Below are 19,219 nucleotides of genomic sequence, written 5' to 3'. Positions count from 1 at the left end.
AATTTCAAACATAACTTATTTAAATACCTAAGGAATCCAAATGAGTGACTATAAAGACACCTTAAATCTTCCCCAAACTTCTTTCTCAATGAAAGGTAACTTAGCTAACAAAGAACCAATGATCCTCAACAAATGGGAAAAACAAGGTATTTATAAGAAAATTAGAGAGCATTTTGCTGGTCGCGATAAATTTGTATTACATGATGGTCCTCCGTATGCTAATGGGAGCATACATGTTGGGCATGCTGTTAATAAAATTCTAAAAGATATAATCGTCAAATCGAAAACATTGAGCGGCTTTGATGCTCCTTATATTCCAACTTGGGATTGTCATGGCTTACCAATAGAATTACAAGTCGAAAAGAAACACGGCAAAGCTGGTCAGAAAATATCTGATGATGCTTTTAGAAAAGAGTGCCGTAAATATGCAAAACAACAAGTAGAAATACAAAAGAAAGACTTTAAGAGACTTGGTGTATTAGGTCAGTGGGAACAGCCTTATTTGACTATGGACTTTAGCTACGAAGCTAATATGATTAGAACATTAGCTAAAATAATTGAGAACAAGCATTTAACAAAAGGATTTAAACCTGTTCACTGGTGTACTGACTGCGGATCAGCACTTGCTGAAGCTGAAGTCGAATACAAAGATAAAATCTCACCAGCAATTGATGTAAAGTTCAAAATCAAAGAGAAAGAAAAACTTGCTAAAGCTTTTAATCTACAGTCTTTAAGCCATGATGCTTTTGCAATAATTTGGACAACTACCCCATGGACATTACCAGCCAACCAAGCAATCGCAGTTAATAATCAACTTAACTATAGTCTAATTAAAATTGAGGACTTCTACATTATTTTGGCAGAGAATTTAGTGGAACAAACACTCAAAAGATATGCTATTGAAAACTCTCAGGTTATAGCTAGCACAAGCGGAGATAAACTAATCGATATTATTGCAGAGCATCCTTTCTATAGCCGCCATGTACCTATCTTACATGGTGACCATGTAACTGATGATTCAGGTACGGGGATGGTTCATACAGCGCCTACTCACGGTGTTGAAGATTTCACTCTCGGGAAAGAGCATGATTTATCCATGGAGATTTTTGTAAAAGGCAATGGCTGCTATAGTGAAAATACTAAACTATTTGCTGGTGAGTTTGTATTTAAAGCAAATGATAGAGTTATTGAACTTCTTGGCGAGAAAAAGCGTCTAATGAACTTTGATAAACTTAAACATAGCTATCCTCATTGCTGGCGCCATAAAACTCCTTTGATATTCAGAGCTACACCTCAATGGTTTATTAGCATGGAAAAAGAAGGTTTACGAGAAAAGGCTATAGAAGCAATTAAAGAAACTAGCTGGGCTCCTAGTTGGGGACAAGCTCGTATAGAGGGTATGATTAAAGATAGACCAGATTGGTGCATATCTCGTCAAAGAACATGGGGCGTACCATTACCATTATTTATCCACAGAGAAACTGAAGAACTACACCCTGACACTATTGAAATACTTCACAAAGTAGCTCAAAAGATAGAAAAAGGTGGTATTGAGGCATGGTTTAATGCTGATGATAATGAGTTCATAGCTGAGACAGATACATATAAACGTGTAAAAGACACATTAGATGTATGGTTTGACTCTGGTTCATCAAGCATGTGTATTTTAGATATAGACAAAAGTTTAAGCTACCCTGCTGATTTGTATTTAGAAGGGTCTGATCAACATCGTGGCTGGTTCCAAACATCACTATTAGTGGCTATGTCTGCTAAAGGTAGCAAGCCTTACAAGGAAGTTTTCACCCATGGCTTTGTGGTTGACGAGCATGGACGTAAAATGTCTAAATCTCTAGGCAATGTAACTTCACCTCAAGATATTTATAATACCCTAGGTGCAGATATACTTCGTCTATGGACAGCATCTACTGATTACAAGAGCGAAATGGCTGTTTCTGATCAGATTCTAAAAAGAACTGCTGATACCTATCGTAGATTACGCAATACTGCTAGATTCTTATTATCAAACCTAGAAGGCTTTAATCCAGAAACAGATATTATTGAGTTTGACAAACTAGTCAAATTAGATCAATGGGCAATAGCTAAAACAAAAGAATTCCAAGACAAAATAATTGAAGCTTACGATAAATATCAAACTCATACTGTAGCTCAATTAATCCACCATTTTTGCTCTATTGAAATGGGTAGTTTCTATCTAGATATTATCAAAGATAGACAATATACTGCAAAAGCAGATGGTCATCCACGTAAATCAGCTCAGACTGCCATATATCATATAGTACATGCTCTAGTAAGATGGATGTCTCCTATACTTTCATATACAGCTGATGAAATCTGGGAAGCTACGCCAAAAACAACTGATTTACCTATTCAACTTTGTGAATGGTATACTGATCTAAAATCATTTAATGATCAGGATGAGTTAAATCTAGAATTCTGGGCAAAAATTCAAGAAATACGCTCAGAAGTCAATAGAATACTTGAGATTAAAAGAAATGAAGATGTAATTAAAGCATCATTAGAAGCAGAAATTATCATATATGCAGATAATGATAATTATAAACTTCTAGAGAAGCTTGGCAATGAACTGAGATTTTTACTGATATCATCAAAAGTAAGTCTGAGAACTATTGAAGAAAAAACAGCTAACTCTATTGAATCAAATATCACTGGTCTAAATATTGAAGTTAATAAGATTGAAGAGCCAAAATGTGAAAGATGTTGGCATCGTAGTGCTACTGTAGGCCAAAATCAAGAATATCAAGATATCTGCAGTCGTTGCGTTGAAAATATTACTACTGAAGACGGAGAGTCACGTGAATTCGCTTAAACCTAAGCTTAAATATTTTATTTTGGCAATTGCTATTATAATTGCTGATCTATACTCAAAATATTTGGCCAATACGCAATTAGAATTTGCCCAACCTGTTAAAGTGACTAGCTTCTTTAATTTTACTTTATTATACAATCATGGCGCGGCATTTAGCTTACTAAGTAATGATCAAACATCATGGCAAATGATTATGTTTGCCACTATTTCATTAATCGCAGCGATCATACTTATATATCTAATTATCAAACAACCAACTAGTGCCAAACTTAACTTGATTTCTTTCTCGCTTATATTAGGAGGGGCACTGGGTAACTTCTATGATCGAGCTTTTCAAGGTTATGTCATAGACTTTTTAGATTTTCATATTGGTAATTACCACTGGCCATCTTTTAATATAGCTGATTCAGCAATAACATGTGGAGTAATACTTCTCATCTTTGCCTCATTATTTACTAAAAAGTCATAGCGTTTTCTTATAGTTCGTATAGAATTGTCGAGCTTTAAACTCATTACCTCCATAAGAGATACTATATACAGTTTGACCCATTTTTGAATCTTGCTCCATTATAACTCCCATATACTTCATATCAGGAAGAGGCTTATTAAGTTCAGCAATAACAGTAGCTGTTTGAGGCAGCTTCTCATTTATCATAACTGTATAGCCATTATCTTTAAGATACTCTACTAACTTCTTATATCTGTCATCAAAATCTTTACCATCTAAACGAATAACTTGATCCGGATAGTTTGCAACTAAAAATCTAATACCATCAATATCATTTGTATACTTAGCATAACTAACCTCTTTAGTTTTACTATACCTAGTTAATTTATCATAGTGATCAATATTGTCTTGAATATCTTCTTTTATAGTACAAGAGGCCATAGACAAACCTATTAAACAGACCACAAATATTTTTCTATACATACTAAACTCAAAACATGAGAATCCTAGTAAATTAATTATAACTCTAAAACATCTGTTTTATAAGCTTTTGATATACATAAAAACAATATCCATCAGCATACTTTATTTATCTATAAAATATTCATACAATATAAAGAAAAAATTCTAAGATAACTATGTCTAAAGGTTCTAGTACTAAGAAATGGATTCAAGAGCATACTTCTGATTACTATGTAGCTCAAGCCAATAAACTTGGCTATCGAAGCAGGGCTAGTTTCAAAATTCTTGAAATACAAGATAAATATAACTTATTCAAACAAAATATGTTTATAGTTGATCTTGGAGCTGCTCCAGGAGGGTGGTCAGAACAAGTAATAAAGTTTATAGGCAATAATGGTAAACTTATTGCTCTTGATTTACTTGAAATGACTCCTATTGCTGGTGTCGAGTTTATCCAGGGAGACTTTTCTAGTGATGAAACTTACGAAAAGCTAAATCAACTTATAAATAACAACAAGATTGACTGTGTAATATCTGATATGGCCCCAAACCTAAGTGGAAACAAAACCTCTGATCAGGCAAGATCAATTTATCTTCTTGAACTTGCTCTAGACTTTGCAACTACGAATCTTAATAAAAATGGCTCTTTTGTTGCAAAGGTTTTTCAAGGTCAAGGAAGTGACGAGTATCTTAAATTAGTGAGAGAATCTTTCAATAAGGTAGTTCAATTCAAGCCCAAATCATCAAAACCCAAATCAAGAGAATTCTACGTTGTGGCAACTGGATTTAAAGGGTAAAAATTAGATATCATGCTTCCACAACTCTAGCATTTTATTTGCCACAACTCTATTAGCCTTCGCAGTGGGATGACAATAGTCCCAGCATAAATATTTCTCAGGGTCTCCAAGTATGTCTATATCATATTGAATATTACCCAAAGAATCCGCACCCCCATAACTATCAATACAAGCATCAGTAACATTTTCAAATCCATATTTTCTTGGAGAATCAATACAATCATTTAATAAGGTAAAAAAGTCAAAAAGCTTAAGATTAACACTTGGAAAAAGCATTTGAAGCTCTGCCACACGATTTCTTAATAATCCATTTTGCAAATTTACATTAGTTTTCAAATATGACTTAAAAAATTTACCAACCCAGTTAGAAAGATACTCTTTGTATCCAGGCGCTCTAGTTACATCTGGAATATTCCACAAGATTATATTTTTAGCACCCATTTTTATAACTTTACGGACAATTTTATTTAAGTCTCTAGCCACTCTAAATTTTGGCATTAGATTTATATATGGTATTTCATTATATACCATAAACATGAAGTTATTTGCTCCACCATTGACAATAACCAAATCATCAGCAGCAAAGCGCCCTTCTTCATTCTCAAATCTAGCAACTTGATCAGATACTGCAAACGAGTGATAACGTAATAGAGATGAAGGATTAGCTCCATGGGTCAATGCCCCACCTATTGCATAATTCTTATGTTTAATTTCTTGCATTTTTTGATCTTTAGCCAAGATTTCAGCCAAAACCTCTGTTGAAACAAGCCCATTTGAAAATCTGCCATCATGATATGGTTTACCTGGTATATCTAATGTCTTCATAATATTACCATTATCTAAAAGGCTATCACCAAAGACTACAATTCTACCTATTTGTTGCATACCTAATCCTTATACTCAAAAAAATTAGCCATCCAGTGGGCTATTATTAAACTATTATCCCTAATTCTTAAACTTTCTAAAGCATGATGAAATTCATTTTTTATATCATCTTGGTATTCTTTTATAAGAGCATGATTATGTACTTTTAGCATCTCAGGATGAGCCTGTATCCCTAAAATATGATTATTGATGCAAAACATTTGAACCTTACAATAATCACTTGTGCTTATAAGTTCAGCATCCTTAGGTAGCTCAACTATCATATCTTGATGATAAAATAATAAACTTAGATAGTTATGAAACGGACTCATCCATGCTTTCTTTAAAAGAACCTCAACATTACGTACACCTACTGCAAATCCCTTAGGACCTCTCTCTACTCTTCCACCAAGGGCTTGAGCTAAAATTTGATGTCCAAAACAGATACCTATAATCTTTCTATTCTGTTCGTAAAGCCTCTTTATTTCAGCTTTTAACTTAATAATCCACCCAAGATTATCAAAAGCAGTAGCCTTACTACCTGTAATAATAAAACCATCATAAATATCATAATTCTCTGGATATTCTTGGATAGTTACATCATAAATATCAAAATCAACAACCACAGACAATTTAAAAAAAAGATTAGCAAACATCTCAGGGTAATTACCACCTGCAACCCCTCGTCGATGCTCTGGAATATGGTCTGTTTGTAATATTGCTATTTTCATCTTAATTTTATTAACTTATTAATGCATCAAATAATATTTTTTTAAATTCTTCTGTTATCTCAAAAGTATAGCTATGATTCTTTGAATCCCCTCTGGCACCCTTTATTATCAGAAGATTACCATCTTTAGAAATATTCTTGATATTAATCACATTGATCTTTTCACTATCTAATATCTCAGCTTTACGCTTCCAGTTATCTCTATATCTAGTGATAGCACTACGATATGATCCTGATATTTTATTTTCTAAAGCTTTTTGAATAAACTGTTGAGCACCTTTGGGTATCTCTTCTGCGAACTTTTTAAGTTCATATAAAGTTCTTACATCTTCAATAATGCCTTTATTTGATAATTCACGAATGTTATCTTCAGCATCTGCTATTTTTAGACGCATCGATATCCAACTATTATCTCGACCTAGGACTTTGGCTATATCAGATTTTTTAACATTCTTATTTTCAATCAAATCTCTTAATGCATCAGCCTCTTCAAATGGTGATACATTCTCTCTTTGATCATTTTCTAAAAGCTGTAATAAGATAATACTAGCATCAGACTCTTCTTGTCTTACAATACACGGTATAGTTGTCAAACCTGCTTTTTGACTTGCTAAATATCTTCTTTCTCCAGCAATTATATGATGTACTCCATCATCTTTTTTAGCAGTAACAATAATTGGCTGAATAATGCCATTTTCTCGAATACTTTCCGCAAGAGAATCAATATTCTTAAATGTCTTTCTTGGCTGATTAGCATCAGGTTTAACAAGACTCAAAGGCAATTCAAAAAGTTGACCTACTTTGCTTGCTTGATCACTGAGCTCCTGTAATTGCATAGCCCTAAGAATATCTTTTTTTTCTTGGGCTACTGCGTCATGAATTTTAGGATTAGTTTTACGGTTCATTAAAGAAACTTTCTTAACCATTATTTTTCTTCTCCAAAAAACTCTATTATTTCTCTAGCGAGTTTTTTAACCTGAATATGTACTTTGCTTTGTTTCGCATAATCACCAACATATACTCCTTCAGCTTCAGCCTCAATGAACTTAACACTTTGAGAGACATAAGCTTCAAAGAAATTCCCATCTTCTTCAAAAAATTCTAGTAAGCTCTTTGCCATATTTGATTGCATTTGCACTCTATTAGCAAAAAACTTGTATGGCTTCTCAGCCGTTAACGCTAAATCTTTAGCTTCTATCAAACCTGACAAATCCATACCACTTGGAGAACACGGTATAACTACTAAGTCAGACAGCAGTGCTGACTTTAGAGCCGCTGTTTGGAAATTAGGTGGCGTATCAATAACAACAAAATCTAAATTTTGTTTTAATTCCATAACTTTTTCTCTTACATTTTTCTCATCAAGGTTATAAACAAAATCACTAGTATCATTGTTTTTTGTCATCCACATGTATGCATCTGGTTTATCTTTATCCATATCAACTATAGCAACCTTGTAGCCTTGCTCTTTTAGACCACACGCAATATTAATTGCCGTTGTTGTTTTTCCTGAGCCACCTTTTTGTTGCAACAAAGACACAACTTTTGCACATTTTTGATTCATTTTAAAAAAACCTTAAAATATATAAATTAACTTATTATATAGAGTACTCAAGAAATTATAGTCTATATTTGCTTGCTATAAAACCAACTTTTATACATTAACTATTGATAAGCTGACTGTTTTCTTATATTTTATTAATTCACTTGCGAGTATTCACAGAAATACTCTTTTTATACAAAATTATTTCAAAGGTTAAAAATGGCAAAAAATTTAGTAATTGTAGAGTCACCAGCCAAAACGAAGACTATAAAAAAATATCTTGGTAACGATTTTGATATTTTAGCATCATTTGGACATGTTAGAGAAATACCTTCTAAAGATACCTCTATTGATGTAAATGATGACTTTAAAATCAAATTTACAACAAGTGAAAAAAGCAAGAAACATTTAGATGCAATCAAAAAATCTGCAAAAAATGCTGAAAACATATATCTTGCTACCGACCCAGATAGGGAAGGAGAAGCAATATCTTGGCATGTACAAGAAGTACTCAAAAATGCACGCTTACTAAAAGATAAAAATGTTTATCGTGTCACATTTAATGAGATTACAAAATCAGCCGTAACAAATGCTATAGAGAATCCAAAAGAACTCTCTATGGATTTAGTTAATGCTCAAAAAGCTCGTCAAGCATTAGACTTTCTAGTTGGTTTTAATTTATCGCCTTTGCTATGGCGCAAAATAACTAGTGGATTATCAGCAGGAAGAGTCCAAAGCCCCGCTTTGAGAATGATCGTTGAGCGTGAAATAGAGCGTGAAAACTTTATAAAACAAGACTACTGGAGTCTAACTGCTGATGTTTTTAAACAAAAACAAATATTCGCAAATTTAATAGAGTTTAATAACTCTAAAGTAGAACAATTTACTTTTACTGCTGAAAAAGATGCTGACAAAGCTAAATCTACCATTGTTAAAGATGCAAACGGATTTTTGATAGTTGAAGGAATCACAGAAAAGAAAACTAGAAGGAACCCTTACCCTCCTTTTATAACATCAACACTCCAACAAGAAGCTTCAAAAAAATTAGGCTTCACTGCTAAAAGAACAATGTCTACAGCTCAGAAGCTTTATGAAGGTATTGATCTTGGTAATGGTGAATCTGTAGGTCTTATATCTTATATGAGAACAGACTCAACCAACCTATCTAATGATGCTCTAAATGACATAAGAAACTTTATTGAGTCTAAATTTGATAAGGACATGCTACCATCTAAGCCTAGAATTTTTGGCAAGAAGTCACAAAATGCTCAAGAAGCTCATGAAGCTATCCGTGTAACAGCAGCAAATAGAACTCCTGAATCAATCAAGCAACACTTAACCTCAGACGAGTTTAAACTGTATAGCCTAATATATAATAGAACTATTGCTTGCCAAATGAAGCATGCAACATTAAATAGCACCTCTGTTGATTTAATCACAGAAAACACAAAGCACAAATTCAGAGTTACGGGAACTGTCATTGTCGATGCAGGATTTTTAAAAATCTATAATGTTGAAAAAGATGAAGATGAAAAAGATTCTGATGATGAGCAAACTTTACCGAAGTTTGAAAAAGGTGAAAAAATACCATTAAGTGATATCATAATAAAGGCTCACTCAACTGAACCTCCTCCTCGTTACACCGAAGCATCTTTAGTTAAAGCTTTAGAAAAACATGGTATTGGCAGACCATCGACGTACGCCACTATCATTTCAACATTACAACAAAGAGACTATGTAGAGGTTGATAAACGTCGCTTTATACCTACTGACAAAGGTCGTATTGTAAATAAATTCTTAACCGAGTATTTTAAAAAATATGTTGAGTATTCTTATACTGCAGGACTAGAAAAAGAACTTGATGAAATCGCTAATCATAAAAATGACTATCTAACCGTATTAAATAGCTTCTGGAAGCCTTTCATTGAGAGAATTAACAAAATTTCTGAAGATGTATCTCGTAAAGATGTAATCCAAGAGGAACTTGATGAAGACTGCCCTGAATGTGGTAGTAAATTATCATCTCGCTTAGGTAAAAATGGTAGATTTATTGGTTGTACAAACTACCCTACCTGTAAATACACTCGTCGCATTGATAATGATGGTAAAGAAATAGAAAAAGAAGAACCTACTATTGTCGAAGGTAGAAAATGCCCAGAGTGCGAATCTGATCTACACATCAAGCAAGGACGTTATGGTAAGTTTATTGGCTGTTCTAATTACCCAACATGTAAACACATGGAACCTCTCGAAAAACCTAAAGATACCGGTGTAGTATGCCCTAAGTGCAATAAAAATCACATTGTTGAGAAAAAATCTCGCAAAGGCAAAGTATTTTATGCTTGCTCAGGCTTCCCTAAATGTAAAAATGCTTACTGGTATCCACCAATAAAAGAAGAATGTCCAAAATGTAAATCACCAATACTTTTACATAAAACAACTAAAAAAGATGGTGAACAAAAAGCATGCCCAAATACAGAATGTGATTACGCTGTACCTTGGGAAGAAAACAAATAATAACATTTTGCTATCTAAAAGTTTCTATTTAAATATTAGTAACCACACATCATGCATACTAAGTTTCTCTAGTATCTTTAAAGTTTATAAGTTAAAAGTTGAAATTTGAGTCTACAATTTTAGAATAACTAGCTCATATCCACATAGGTGGAAATATAAGAGGTAATATTGTTATACAAAATATACTAGCAAATATTAATGTTCCAACTACTATATAGCTTACAACTGACACATCAGTATTCTGCTTAGATTGTTTTACAAAAATAGATACGCAAAAGCCAAATACAAACACACAACCAAATAATCCTAGCGATGTTTTAAACATAGCATTTAACATGCCATCTATCATTCCAGCTGTTAGCATCATCACAAACATACAGTGATAAGGGTTAACACAAATATCTATACGTTTTTTAAGTAAATTTTTAACCGCTGTAATAATAACTATAATCGCAGCAATAAAAGCTGGAATACCCCATTGTGACCATATTTCTAGTAATAAATTATGAGGATATCCATCTGGTCGCTTAGTAATTGCAAGGTAATTCCATTGCCCTACTCCAGTAAGAGGATGTTCTACACCTATCCAGAATGCTTCATTCCATAGAGGAATCCTACCACTAAAACCTCCTCTAATAAGATCTGCTGATGACTTAATATTAGTATTATCAACCGCTGATATAAAATGAGTATAGAACAAGTCTAGTAAACCTCCACAAACCAAAGTTAAGCTAAGTATCAAGACAACTATCTTAAAATACTTACGAGCAAAAATAAAAAGCAAAGGTATTATTACAATATACTCAGCAAATATTGTTCTAAAAGCATGATTTATCAATACAAACCAAACTATAGTTAATGCTATAAAAGAACCTATCTTGTAAATAGGTCTTAAATCAATAAACCATGGTAATAATAACAAAGGTAAAAACCAACTAAAGTAATTATCCAAAAATCTTGGATTTAGACAGTTATATATGAACAATAAAACTTTTTGGATGCTACCAGCAACTACAGCTCCATAGACCGAATAATTAGCCAATGATAGCTGTAAAAATAATGCTCCTCCGAAGAAAATTAAAGAGAGTAATATAATCACATAAAAATATTGTATAGACTTAAAATTATCTCTCACATAACCTGCAATAAACAATACGCATATAAATTGTAAAAATGTTACGCTAACACCTTTAAATGCAATTGAAGGAGAAATAGCAAAAGCCGAAGATACAATGCCGAATATAAAAAACATGAAGATTGAATATCTTACTAGATTGCCAAAGCTCAAAAATACTTGTATAAGTTTAGAAAAACTTTGCTTATTTAGCAAAATAGCGACACTAGCAATACAAAGCGTATAAAAAAAAATATAATATCTATCTAAAAACAGATAAATGTTCGCACTAAAAGTATCATTAAAATAATGAGTAATCTTACCCCCTGATGACACTGGTACTAAATTTAGTGGGGTATATTTCATAAAAGGCATTAAAAATACCCAAAATAGTGAAATAGCAAGAAAATAAAATATACAGTCGTTATAATTAATCTTTTTGACAAAGTTTTTCACAATTAATTCTCGTGTTAGGAATTCATGTTAATAAGAAATATTGTAGTATTTGAAAGTACTAGAAAAATTTATTTAATCTCAATTGAAGACTTAGCGAGTTCTGAATTATCAGATTTATTAACAACAGTAGCAGTCCAAGTACCATCACAAACCTTATCATCACTAAGAACACTCTGATTGTCTACAGTATAGTCTTGAACATCTTTAAACTTTGTAATAGGGAAAGATGTACTATAGCAGTTAGTATCTTTAGGTGCTCTCCATGTTAAATAAATAGTGCCTTGTGGTGCACCATTCCAATTGGTTATTATCTTTGCCTCAATTTCATGAGACTCTGATTGATAGTTCAAGTTCAAAGTGGCTGTTGGCTTATCTTCTGAACTATCTTGAAGATCTTCTTGATCAGGATTATCAAGATTATCATCAGGATTAACTTGTATTGAATCATCCGAACTATACAACTTATCAACAAATGAGTTATATGTACTACATCCAGCTAAACCTGCTGTTATTAAAGTTAATAGTAAAATCTTTTTCATTATATTCTTATCCATTACTTTTTAGTTTCCTTTTTGCTCAACGACTATCTTATCTTTAAGTTGTTGAATTTCTTGATTTGTTTGCTCAAGATTATCTTGAGTTTGCTTTGTTTGTTCTTCTAACTTCTGAGATTTTTCTCTATAAATAGATGCTTTTTTAGTATAGCGTTTAAGTCTTTTTTGAATATGTACAGAATCTTGGGCAGATTTCATTAACTGTGCTTTTAATTCTTGTTTTTTAGCTAATGCTTCAGCTGTATTCTCTTTACTAAGTTTAGCGTGCTGAGCCTCCATCTTATCAATTTCTTGCTGCTGCTCATCCAATAAACTCTTATATTTATTAGAGAGTTTCTCATATTTATCAGCTTTCTGCTGAACCTTAGCTATTTCTTCCTGGAGGACTACTGTCTGCTGCTGTATTTGTTGCTGATTTTTTTGTAACTCAGCTAATTTTTCTGTATCTGAAGCACAAGCTGTTAGCATCAAGGCCATTAAAGAAATTAAGCAAATTAATAAAGTTGATAGATTATTTTTCATATATTAAGTTTATCTGTATAGTCTTATAAACATATATTTTATCAGCTAGACACCTTAAGTAAAGAAGATTAACAACTCAAGATAACAAATATATATATTATTTTGATTTAGACTGAAGCTCTACAATTTGTTGAGCTATTTTAGATGCTTGGTTTGCTTGAGTTTGCGAAGTAGCTTTTAGATTATTTATCTGCGATTGATATCCATTTGCAAGAGTTCGATACTCATTTATTTTCTCATCAATTTTAGCTTTTTGAAGAGTCTTTTGTACTAGTTCTTTATTAACAGCTATTGCACTATCATTATTTGGATCACTAAAGTTACTATACGCTTTCTTGAGATCATCGATATCACTACCTAATTTATCTGATTCTTTCTGTAAATCATCTGCTTGTAACCTATACTTGGCTATTTTAGTTTGTAGACTATCGATATTAGCAAGATTCTGAGACGCTTGTTCACTCAATTGTTTTTGTAACTGCTGAAGCTGTTGGATTTGTTCTGCAGTACTAGATCCACAAGAACTAAGACTTAATACTGCTGACAATACCACAGATGCTATTAAAACCTTTTTCATAAAACTTATTACCATCATTATTCCTGAATAATAAAGTATAGCAAAAAGTGCCACTTAATAATAATCTGATTTTCTAAATTTAAGAGTAGATTTTTAAAAGAGTTCCGTTAATTTTCAGGATGACTATACAGTGATTGAATCAGAAGCAATTACTTGCTTATCAAAAAGAACGTTTGCTGTCCATTTACCACTACAATACTTATTACCCTGTTTAATTTCCACAGTAGCCCAAGTTTTATCATTCTTCTCAGCATACTTAGTAATAGGGAAGCTAGTATCATGACACTTAGATCCTTCCGGAGCTTGCCATTGTAATCTTACACTTCCTTGAGGATTATTATTGTAAGTAGTATAGACCGTAGCTTTAATATCATCTTGGTTAGTTTTCTTTAGCTTGATCTTAGCCGTAGGTGCTATGCTCGTAGAAGCTTGAACAGCTGTTGCATCTGAAGCTTGCGCTGCTTGATCTTGAGCAGCAGGCTTATCACCTGACACTGTAGAACAACTAGCAAGACCTGCAACTGACAAAGATAAAAGACTTAGTTTGATTATTTTTTTCATATAAACCACTCCCATATAAGTTATACATTCACGATCGATTATAACACTAATTACTGTTAAATAAACAACTGTTTATCAAATGATAATACAACTGACACTACGATTTTCATTAACAAGTAAATTATATGTCTTACAAGCAGTATCACTTGCCATAAAATCAACACTTCTATTAGCCTTTGCAAGCTGATTAATTATTTCTATTGGAGGTAATAATTGTTTTTTCCCTGTACCAATAATGATGATCTCTGGACTTGTTGATAACACAAGATCAAGATGACCTTGATTAATGCTGTTAATATCACTAATTTTATCTTGATATTCTAACACCTCTGTAGAGGATAAAATCAAAGGATGATTATACTCACCAATATTAAGGATAATTCGCCCATCAATATATTCTTTAAAAAAAACAGGTGCTTGAATTTTTTCTTCTTGTAAAGTCATCATAGCAAAAAAACCTTGATTATAATAATATAGTTAGCATATACAAATTATAACTTATCAGTATCATATCTAAACATTATTTTGAGGCTATCATGAATTCAATACTAGAAGAATCTAATTTACCTAAACTTGCTGAGTTTAAAACCGATGAAGTCAAGCCAGCAATAGACTACCTTTTTGAGCAAGCTGAAAACCAACTTCAAAAAGCACTGCAAGAACAAAATCCTAGCTGGCAAACTCTCCTACAACTAGAAGTAGATGATGAGAAAATAAGCCAAGCGTTTTCTACAATTGCGCATATGAATGCAGTTTGTAATTCTAAGGAGTTACGCGAGAGCTACGAATACGCTGTAACCAAACTTACAGAGTACTATACAAAACTTGGACAAAATAAAGATTTATACAACTTATATAAACAAATCCAAAATCACGATCTTAATTCCGATCAAACACAAGCTATAAAAAAAGCTATCGTCGGCTTTGAGCAGTCTGGGGTAAATCTTGACGAATCCAAAAGAAAAAGACTACAAGAAATCTCGCAAGAGTTAGCCCAGCTAACTACAAAATTTGAAAATAATGTCTTAGATGCCACTATGGACTGGCTCTACACCACAAATGATGAGAAAGAGCTAAAAGGTCTATCTCAAAATACTATTGAATCAGCAATAAATAAAGCTAAACAAAAAAATACTGCTGAAAAATATGCATTAGGAATAGATATTCCAACATACCTAGCAGTATTACAGCAAGCTAACAATCGTAAACTACGTGAGAAATTCTATAAAGCATATTGTACTAGAGGATCAAAAGAAGCAGATAACAAAAACTTCAATAATGATGACAATATTGAAAAAATTCTAAAACTACGTGCTGAAAAATCGCAAATACTTGGTTTTGATAATTATGCAGAGAACTCTCTATTTACTAAAATGGCTGAATCTCCAAACCAAGTACTTGAGCTACTTAATAATCTTCTTGAAAAATCATTACCTCAAGCAAAGAAAGAACTTAATGAATTACGTAGATTTGCTGAAGATGCAGGACTAGTAGATGCCCTTCAACCATGGGATACAGCATATTATTCTGAGAAGCTCAAAAAGGCTAAATTTGACTTTACTGAAGAAGAGCTTAGAGAATATTTCCCATTAGAGAGAGTTTTAGAAGGACTGTTTAAGATACTTAATAAAATCTATAACTTAGAAATAAAAGAAAATACCATCTATACAAAATACATAGACGGACAACAGACTTTTGATTTTTTCAAAGATGGGGAATATATCGGTAGTATAATTTGTGATTTTTTTGCTCGTGATAATAAGCGCGGTGGGGCATGGATGGATGGTTCACGTACTGCATTTATCAAATTAGATGGCTTAGTTCAAAAACCAGTCGCTTATGTTAATTGCAATTTCTTACCACCGTCTAAAGATGGTGCAAACTTAACTCATAGCGATGTAGTAACACTATTTCACGAGTTTGGACATGCCCTTCATCATATCTTATCACGTGTAACTATTGCTTCAATTTCTGGAACCAATGGAGTTGAATGGGATGCTGTGGAATTACCTAGCCAATTCATGGAGAATTTCTGCTGGTGTGAAGAAGGACTAGCACTTATATCTGGATCACGAGATGGTAAAGCCCTTAGTGAAAAACAAATTGATAAACTTGTAGGTACTAGACATTTTCAATCTGCATTGATGATGGTTAGACAACTTGAGTTTGGTATATTTGATATGAATATCCACTATAAGAAATTAACTACCGCGACTGAAGTCCAAAATGAGCTAGATAGTATCAGAGAAAAAGTAAGCTTGCTTAAAACTCCTAGCTACAATAGATTCCAAAATGGATTTTCACATATTTTTGCTGGAGGCTATGCTGCTGGATACTATAGTTACAAATGGGCTGAAATATTATCTTCAGATGTGTTTTCACGTTTTGAAAATGAAGGAATCCTTAGTAATGAAGTTGGTAATGACTTATTAGAAAACATAATTTCAAAGGGCTCTTCACGTGATGCTATGGATAACTTTGTAGCATTTATGGGGCGTAAACCAAATGAAGAAGCCTTGCTTCGACATAGTGGAATTAATTAAAGTAACAAAGCTAAATGTAGCTATAGATCTTTAATCTACCAATAACATTTATTCGTACAATATATATCACAGTTATAAAAACTTCTAAAAATATGAAAACAATTGAAATAGGTAATAAAGCTGAAGAACAAGCCTCTAAATTTTTACGAACTAAAAACTTACAAATTCTAGCTCAAAACTTCAGAGCCTTACCTTATGGTGAAATTGATATTATTGCTTTAGAACAAAATACTCTTATATTTATTGAAGTAAAATATCGTAGCAAAACAAAATTTGCTAAAGCTGAGGAAATGCTAACTTATAGTAAACAACAAAAACTTATAAATACAGCTCATATCTTCTTGCAACAAAATCGCAAATTCGAAGATTATGAATGTCGATTCGATTTAATAGCAATTAACAAAAAAGATATTAACTGGATAAAGAATGCTTTTATCTTAAATTAAAGCTCTTGAGAAAGTTCTATAAGCTTTTTAGCTTGTAATAACTGATAAGCATCTGTTTCATCATTAAGGTTAAGATTTAGATGCCCTACTTTTCTGCCCTTACGTGGCTCCTTGTTATAGCTATGAATCTTAACTCTATCAAGTGCTGCTAAATCTTTTGTCGCTGGCATACCACCAATACAATTTAACATAACCGTCTTACGACTAGTTGTATCACCCAAAATCAATCCAGCAATAGCTCTAACATGATTTTCAAACTGTGAGGTAATTGAACCATCAATACTCCAATGTCCACTGTTATGCACTCTAGGAGCTATCTCGTTAACTATTAACTCATCGCCTTTGACAAAGAACTCTATGGCTAAAGTACCAACATAGGCAAACTCTTTGACTAATGTTTTAGCTATCTGCTGTGCTCTTTCAGCTAACACTAGATTTTCAAAAGGCGCTTCTGATTCAACTATAATACCTTGTTTATGAATATTTTTAGCTAATGGATAAAAAGCTACATTTCCTTTAATATCAGCCGTACATATTTGTGAAACTTCATAATCAAAGTCGACAAAAGCCTCATAAATAAGACCATCTGGAGCATTTTTAAGAGCATCCCAAGCTTTTGATACATCTTCTTGAAATTTCATCACAAACTGACCTTTGCCATCATAGCCAAATCTACGTGTTTTGACTATAGCCGGTAGCCCATAATCTTGTACAACTTTTTCAAGCTTGTCTAGACTATCAATATTTACAAATTTAGCAGTAGCTATACCATGATCTTGCATAAAAGATTTCTCAAGTAATCTATCTTGAGATATAGCAATAGCTTTCGCAGATGGATATACATTCACATCATGATTAATTGCTTTGATAAGCTCGTGAGATATATTTTCATTCTCAAAAGTTATTACATCAAACTGTTTTGCCCATGCAACAACATCATTAACTTGTTCTAAATCAATATCTGTAACACTTTTTACAACCTCTTCGGCGCAATCTCCTGTCTTGCCTAGACAATGAAATTCTAAACCTAAAGGCGTACCTGCTATACTTAGCATCCTTGCAAGCTGACCAGCACCAATAATACCTATTTTCATACTATTGCTCCCTAGGGTTAGGATTATCTAGAACTGATTGAGTTTGATCTGCTCTAAACTTAGCTAATGCTTGACCAACTTTTGAATCTACAAGTTGCAAAATACTTGCAGCAAAAAGAGCTGCATTTTTAGCCCCTGCCACACCAATAGCAAAAGTAGCAACCGGAATACCTGCTGGCATTTGCACGATTGATAGTAGACTATCTTTACCACTTAGCGTACTAGATTTCACGGGTACACCTAATACTGGTAGATCTGTTTTAGCAGCGACCATCCCCGGCAGATGGGCTGCACCACCAGCACCAGCGATTATCACTTTCAAGCCTCTAGATTTAGCTGCTTCAGCATAATCAAACATTTTGTCAGGAGTTCTATGAGCTGAAACAACCTCACACTCATAACTGATACCTAGATTTTCTAAAATATCACAACACTCTTTCATTGTGCTCCAATCAGATTTAGAGCCCATGATTACACCAACATCTATACTCATATATCATCTCTCCACATTAAAGCTAAATGTCATGCTAAATTCATTCAGCATTGTTGCTTTTATATTAATTGAGCTATTTCTTCCAATTCTTAATAACTTCAATCCAGGCTGTACTCTCTAATGCCTGTACTTTTTCTTTTAAGCTTTCAGCTGTATCATCTTTTGTTACATCACATTTTAACTGTAAGACTATATCACCACCATCAACCTCTTCACTTACTTGATGAATAGTGCATCCAGATATACTATCTCTAGCGTCAATAACTGACTGATGTACTGCCAAATCCATTAATCCTGCGTGCTTTGGTAATAGTGATGGATGAATATTTAGAATTTTACTCTCAAAAGCCTTTATAAATACTGGACTTAAAATACGCATAAAACCAATTAGTAAGATCAGGTCTGGATTGTATTTCTCTATTTCTTCGACAAGAAGCTTATCATAAACCTCTCTTGATAGACCTTTTGAAGCTATGAATTTATTAGCTATATCCTGATTTTTTGCTCTTTGTAAAATATAGGAATCTTGCTTATTAGAAATAACCAAACTTATTTCAGCATCTATTTGCTTATTCGCTATAGCATCCATTATAGCTTGCATATTAGTCCCTCGTGTAGAGCCTAATACAACAATTTTAAGCTTAGACATT

Annotated in this window: 20 protein-coding genes; 6 read left to right on the top strand and 14 right to left on the bottom strand. The window is 32.9% G+C overall.

The window, feature by feature from the left end; all coding sequences use genetic code 11:
- The first annotated feature begins 40 nt into the window (after positions 1-40).
- Together ileS and lspA are read left to right on the top strand one after the other, a co-directional pair.
- Positions 41-2,848, top strand: coding sequence for an isoleucine--tRNA ligase (ileS, locus tag ACKTR7_RS05225; protein ID WP_407877328.1), 2,808 nt, complete (start codon positions 41-43; stop codon positions 2,846-2,848).
- Complete coding sequence (gene lspA / locus ACKTR7_RS05220; RefSeq protein ID WP_407877327.1) at positions 2,835-3,317, top strand: signal peptidase II; 483 nt, start codon at positions 2,835-2,837, stop codon at positions 3,315-3,317. Before ileS ends, lspA begins: the two co-directional genes overlap by 14 nt.
- On the opposite strand, the gene ACKTR7_RS05215 is transcribed toward lspA, so the two are convergent.
- Positions 3,312-3,779, bottom strand: coding sequence for a hypothetical protein (locus ACKTR7_RS05215; RefSeq protein WP_407877326.1), 468 nt, complete (start codon positions 3,777-3,779; stop codon positions 3,312-3,314). The genes lspA and ACKTR7_RS05215 overlap by 6 nt on opposite strands.
- 155 nt (positions 3,780-3,934) lie before the next feature.
- On the opposite strand from ACKTR7_RS05215, the gene rlmE reads away from it, so the two are divergent.
- Positions 3,935-4,555 carry a 23S rRNA (uridine(2552)-2'-O)-methyltransferase RlmE gene (gene rlmE / locus ACKTR7_RS05210; protein ID WP_407877325.1) on the top strand — a complete coding sequence of 207 codons (621 nt, stop codon included), beginning with the start codon at positions 3,935-3,937 and terminating at the stop codon, positions 4,553-4,555.
- Positions 4,556-4,558: 3 nt separating this feature from the next.
- Here rlmE and ACKTR7_RS05205 read toward each other — a convergent pair whose 3' ends face one another.
- From ACKTR7_RS05205 to ACKTR7_RS05190, 4 genes are read right to left on the bottom strand one after another with little or no spacing between them, the layout of a single operon-like run.
- Positions 4,559-5,440, bottom strand: coding sequence for an SGNH/GDSL hydrolase family protein (locus ACKTR7_RS05205; RefSeq protein ID WP_407877324.1), 882 nt, complete (start codon positions 5,438-5,440; stop codon positions 4,559-4,561).
- 2 nt (positions 5,441-5,442) lie between these two features.
- The gene (locus tag ACKTR7_RS05200; protein ID WP_044525685.1) at positions 5,443-6,150 is read right to left on the bottom strand and encodes a glutamine amidotransferase-related protein; all 708 of its coding nucleotides are present in this window, start codon (positions 6,148-6,150) and stop codon (positions 5,443-5,445) included.
- A 10-nt stretch (positions 6,151-6,160) separates the two neighbouring features.
- Positions 6,161-7,075, bottom strand: coding sequence for a ParB/RepB/Spo0J family partition protein (locus ACKTR7_RS05195; RefSeq protein ID WP_407877323.1), 915 nt, complete (start codon positions 7,073-7,075; stop codon positions 6,161-6,163).
- On the bottom strand, positions 7,075-7,713 hold the full coding sequence (locus ACKTR7_RS05190; RefSeq protein ID WP_407877322.1) for a ParA family protein: 639 nt from the start codon (positions 7,711-7,713) through the stop codon (positions 7,075-7,077). Before ACKTR7_RS05190 ends, ACKTR7_RS05195 begins: the two co-directional genes overlap by 1 nt.
- A 198-nt stretch (positions 7,714-7,911) precedes the next feature.
- On the opposite strand from ACKTR7_RS05190, the gene topA reads away from it, so the two are divergent.
- Positions 7,912-10,209: a type I DNA topoisomerase gene (gene topA / locus ACKTR7_RS05185; RefSeq protein WP_407877321.1), complete on the top strand. Its 2,298-nt coding sequence runs from the start codon at positions 7,912-7,914 to the stop codon at positions 10,207-10,209.
- Between the two features lie 133 nt (positions 10,210-10,342).
- Here the strand turns inward: topA and ACKTR7_RS05180 are convergent, their stop codons facing one another.
- The 6 genes from ACKTR7_RS05180 to ACKTR7_RS05155 form a co-directional block, all read right to left on the bottom strand.
- Positions 10,343-11,698, bottom strand: coding sequence for an O-antigen ligase family protein (locus ACKTR7_RS05180; RefSeq protein ID WP_407877320.1), 1,356 nt, complete (start codon positions 11,696-11,698; stop codon positions 10,343-10,345).
- Positions 11,699-11,847: 149 nt separating this feature from the next.
- Positions 11,848-12,318, bottom strand: coding sequence for a TUL4 family outer member lipoprotein LpnB (gene lpnB / locus ACKTR7_RS05175; protein ID WP_407877319.1), 471 nt, complete (start codon positions 12,316-12,318; stop codon positions 11,848-11,850).
- Positions 12,319-12,339: 21 nt separating this feature from the next.
- Entirely contained in the window at positions 12,340-12,855 is a 516-nt protein-coding gene (locus tag ACKTR7_RS05170) for a hypothetical protein (protein WP_407877318.1), read from the bottom strand.
- 97 nt (positions 12,856-12,952) lie between these two features.
- Positions 12,953-13,432, bottom strand: coding sequence for a hypothetical protein (locus tag ACKTR7_RS05165; RefSeq protein ID WP_407877317.1), 480 nt, complete (start codon positions 13,430-13,432; stop codon positions 12,953-12,955).
- Positions 13,433-13,555: 123 nt separating this feature from the next.
- Positions 13,556-13,993, bottom strand: coding sequence for an outer member lipoprotein TUL4/LpnA (gene lpnA, locus ACKTR7_RS05160; protein ID WP_407877316.1), 438 nt, complete (start codon positions 13,991-13,993; stop codon positions 13,556-13,558).
- Between the two features lie 75 nt (positions 13,994-14,068).
- Complete coding sequence (locus tag ACKTR7_RS05155; RefSeq protein ID WP_407877315.1) at positions 14,069-14,440, bottom strand: Mth938-like domain-containing protein; 372 nt, start codon at positions 14,438-14,440, stop codon at positions 14,069-14,071.
- An 89-nt stretch (positions 14,441-14,529) separates the two neighbouring features.
- Between ACKTR7_RS05155 and ACKTR7_RS05150 the strand changes: the two genes are divergently transcribed.
- Positions 14,530-16,536 (top strand): M3 family metallopeptidase, encoded by a 2,007-nt coding sequence (locus tag ACKTR7_RS05150; protein WP_407877314.1) that lies wholly within the window; start codon positions 14,530-14,532, stop codon positions 16,534-16,536.
- A gap of 92 nt (positions 16,537-16,628) precedes the next feature.
- A complete protein-coding gene (locus ACKTR7_RS05145; RefSeq protein ID WP_407877313.1) occupies positions 16,629-16,982 on the top strand; it encodes a YraN family protein in 354 nt (117 codons plus the stop codon).
- Here the strand turns inward: ACKTR7_RS05145 and ACKTR7_RS05140 are convergent.
- From ACKTR7_RS05140 to purN, 3 genes are all read right to left on the bottom strand, one after another.
- Positions 16,979-18,076 (bottom strand): 5-(carboxyamino)imidazole ribonucleotide synthase, encoded by a 1,098-nt coding sequence (locus tag ACKTR7_RS05140; protein WP_407877312.1) that lies wholly within the window; start codon positions 18,074-18,076, stop codon positions 16,979-16,981. The genes ACKTR7_RS05145 and ACKTR7_RS05140 overlap by 4 nt on opposite strands.
- A gap of 1 nt (position 18,077) precedes the next feature.
- Entirely contained in the window at positions 18,078-18,569 is a 492-nt protein-coding gene (gene purE, locus ACKTR7_RS05135) for a 5-(carboxyamino)imidazole ribonucleotide mutase (protein ID WP_407877311.1), read from the bottom strand.
- A 73-nt stretch (positions 18,570-18,642) separates the two neighbouring features.
- Positions 18,643-19,218 carry a phosphoribosylglycinamide formyltransferase gene (purN, locus tag ACKTR7_RS05130; protein ID WP_407877310.1) on the bottom strand — a complete coding sequence of 192 codons (576 nt, stop codon included), beginning with the start codon at positions 19,216-19,218 and terminating at the stop codon, positions 18,643-18,645.
- Position 19,219: the final 1 nt, after the last annotated feature.

It is taken from the genome of Francisella sciaenopsi (genome assembly GCF_045862875.1).
GTDB classification, from domain to species: Bacteria; Pseudomonadota; Gammaproteobacteria; order Francisellales; family Francisellaceae; genus Francisella; species Francisella sciaenopsi.
Note: the sequence above shows the minus strand (reverse complement) of the source record. Positions and strands in the feature narration are given on the sequence as shown.

Excerpts from the sequence above, each read along its gene's own strand:
- ileS (WP_407877328.1), top strand. The coding sequence starts at position 41 with ATGAGTGACTATAAAGACACCTTAAATCTTCCCCAAACTTCTTTCTCA.
- ACKTR7_RS05215 (WP_407877326.1), bottom strand. The coding sequence starts at position 3,779 with ATGTATAGAAAAATATTTGTGGTCTGTTTAATAGGTTTGTCTATGGCC.
- rlmE (WP_407877325.1), top strand. The coding sequence starts at position 3,935 with ATGTCTAAAGGTTCTAGTACTAAGAAATGGATTCAAGAGCATACTTCT.
- ACKTR7_RS05205 (WP_407877324.1), bottom strand. The coding sequence starts at position 5,440 with ATGCAACAAATAGGTAGAATTGTAGTCTTTGGTGATAGCCTTTTAGAT.
- ACKTR7_RS05200 (WP_044525685.1), bottom strand. The coding sequence starts at position 6,150 with ATGAAAATAGCAATATTACAAACAGACCATATTCCAGAGCATCGACGA.
- ACKTR7_RS05195 (WP_407877323.1), bottom strand. The coding sequence starts at position 7,075 with ATGGTTAAGAAAGTTTCTTTAATGAACCGTAAAACTAATCCTAAAATT.
- ACKTR7_RS05190 (WP_407877322.1), bottom strand. The coding sequence starts at position 7,713 with ATGAATCAAAAATGTGCAAAAGTTGTGTCTTTGTTGCAACAAAAAGGT.
- topA (WP_407877321.1), top strand. The coding sequence starts at position 7,912 with ATGGCAAAAAATTTAGTAATTGTAGAGTCACCAGCCAAAACGAAGACT.
- ACKTR7_RS05180 (WP_407877320.1), bottom strand. The coding sequence starts at position 11,698 with ATGCCTTTTATGAAATATACCCCACTAAATTTAGTACCAGTGTCATCA.
- lpnB (WP_407877319.1), bottom strand. The coding sequence starts at position 12,318 with ATGAAAAAGATTTTACTATTAACTTTAATAACAGCAGGTTTAGCTGGA.
- ACKTR7_RS05170 (WP_407877318.1), bottom strand. The coding sequence starts at position 12,855 with ATGAAAAATAATCTATCAACTTTATTAATTTGCTTAATTTCTTTAATG.
- ACKTR7_RS05165 (WP_407877317.1), bottom strand. The coding sequence starts at position 13,432 with ATGAAAAAGGTTTTAATAGCATCTGTGGTATTGTCAGCAGTATTAAGT.
- lpnA (WP_407877316.1), bottom strand. The coding sequence starts at position 13,993 with ATGAAAAAAATAATCAAACTAAGTCTTTTATCTTTGTCAGTTGCAGGT.
- ACKTR7_RS05155 (WP_407877315.1), bottom strand. The coding sequence starts at position 14,440 with ATGATGACTTTACAAGAAGAAAAAATTCAAGCACCTGTTTTTTTTAAA.
- ACKTR7_RS05150 (WP_407877314.1), top strand. The coding sequence starts at position 14,530 with ATGAATTCAATACTAGAAGAATCTAATTTACCTAAACTTGCTGAGTTT.
- ACKTR7_RS05145 (WP_407877313.1), top strand. The coding sequence starts at position 16,629 with ATGAAAACAATTGAAATAGGTAATAAAGCTGAAGAACAAGCCTCTAAA.
- ACKTR7_RS05140 (WP_407877312.1), bottom strand. The coding sequence starts at position 18,076 with ATGAAAATAGGTATTATTGGTGCTGGTCAGCTTGCAAGGATGCTAAGT.
- purE (WP_407877311.1), bottom strand. The coding sequence starts at position 18,569 with ATGAGTATAGATGTTGGTGTAATCATGGGCTCTAAATCTGATTGGAGC.
- purN (WP_407877310.1), bottom strand. The coding sequence starts at position 19,218 with ATGTCTAAGCTTAAAATTGTTGTATTAGGCTCTACACGAGGGACTAAT.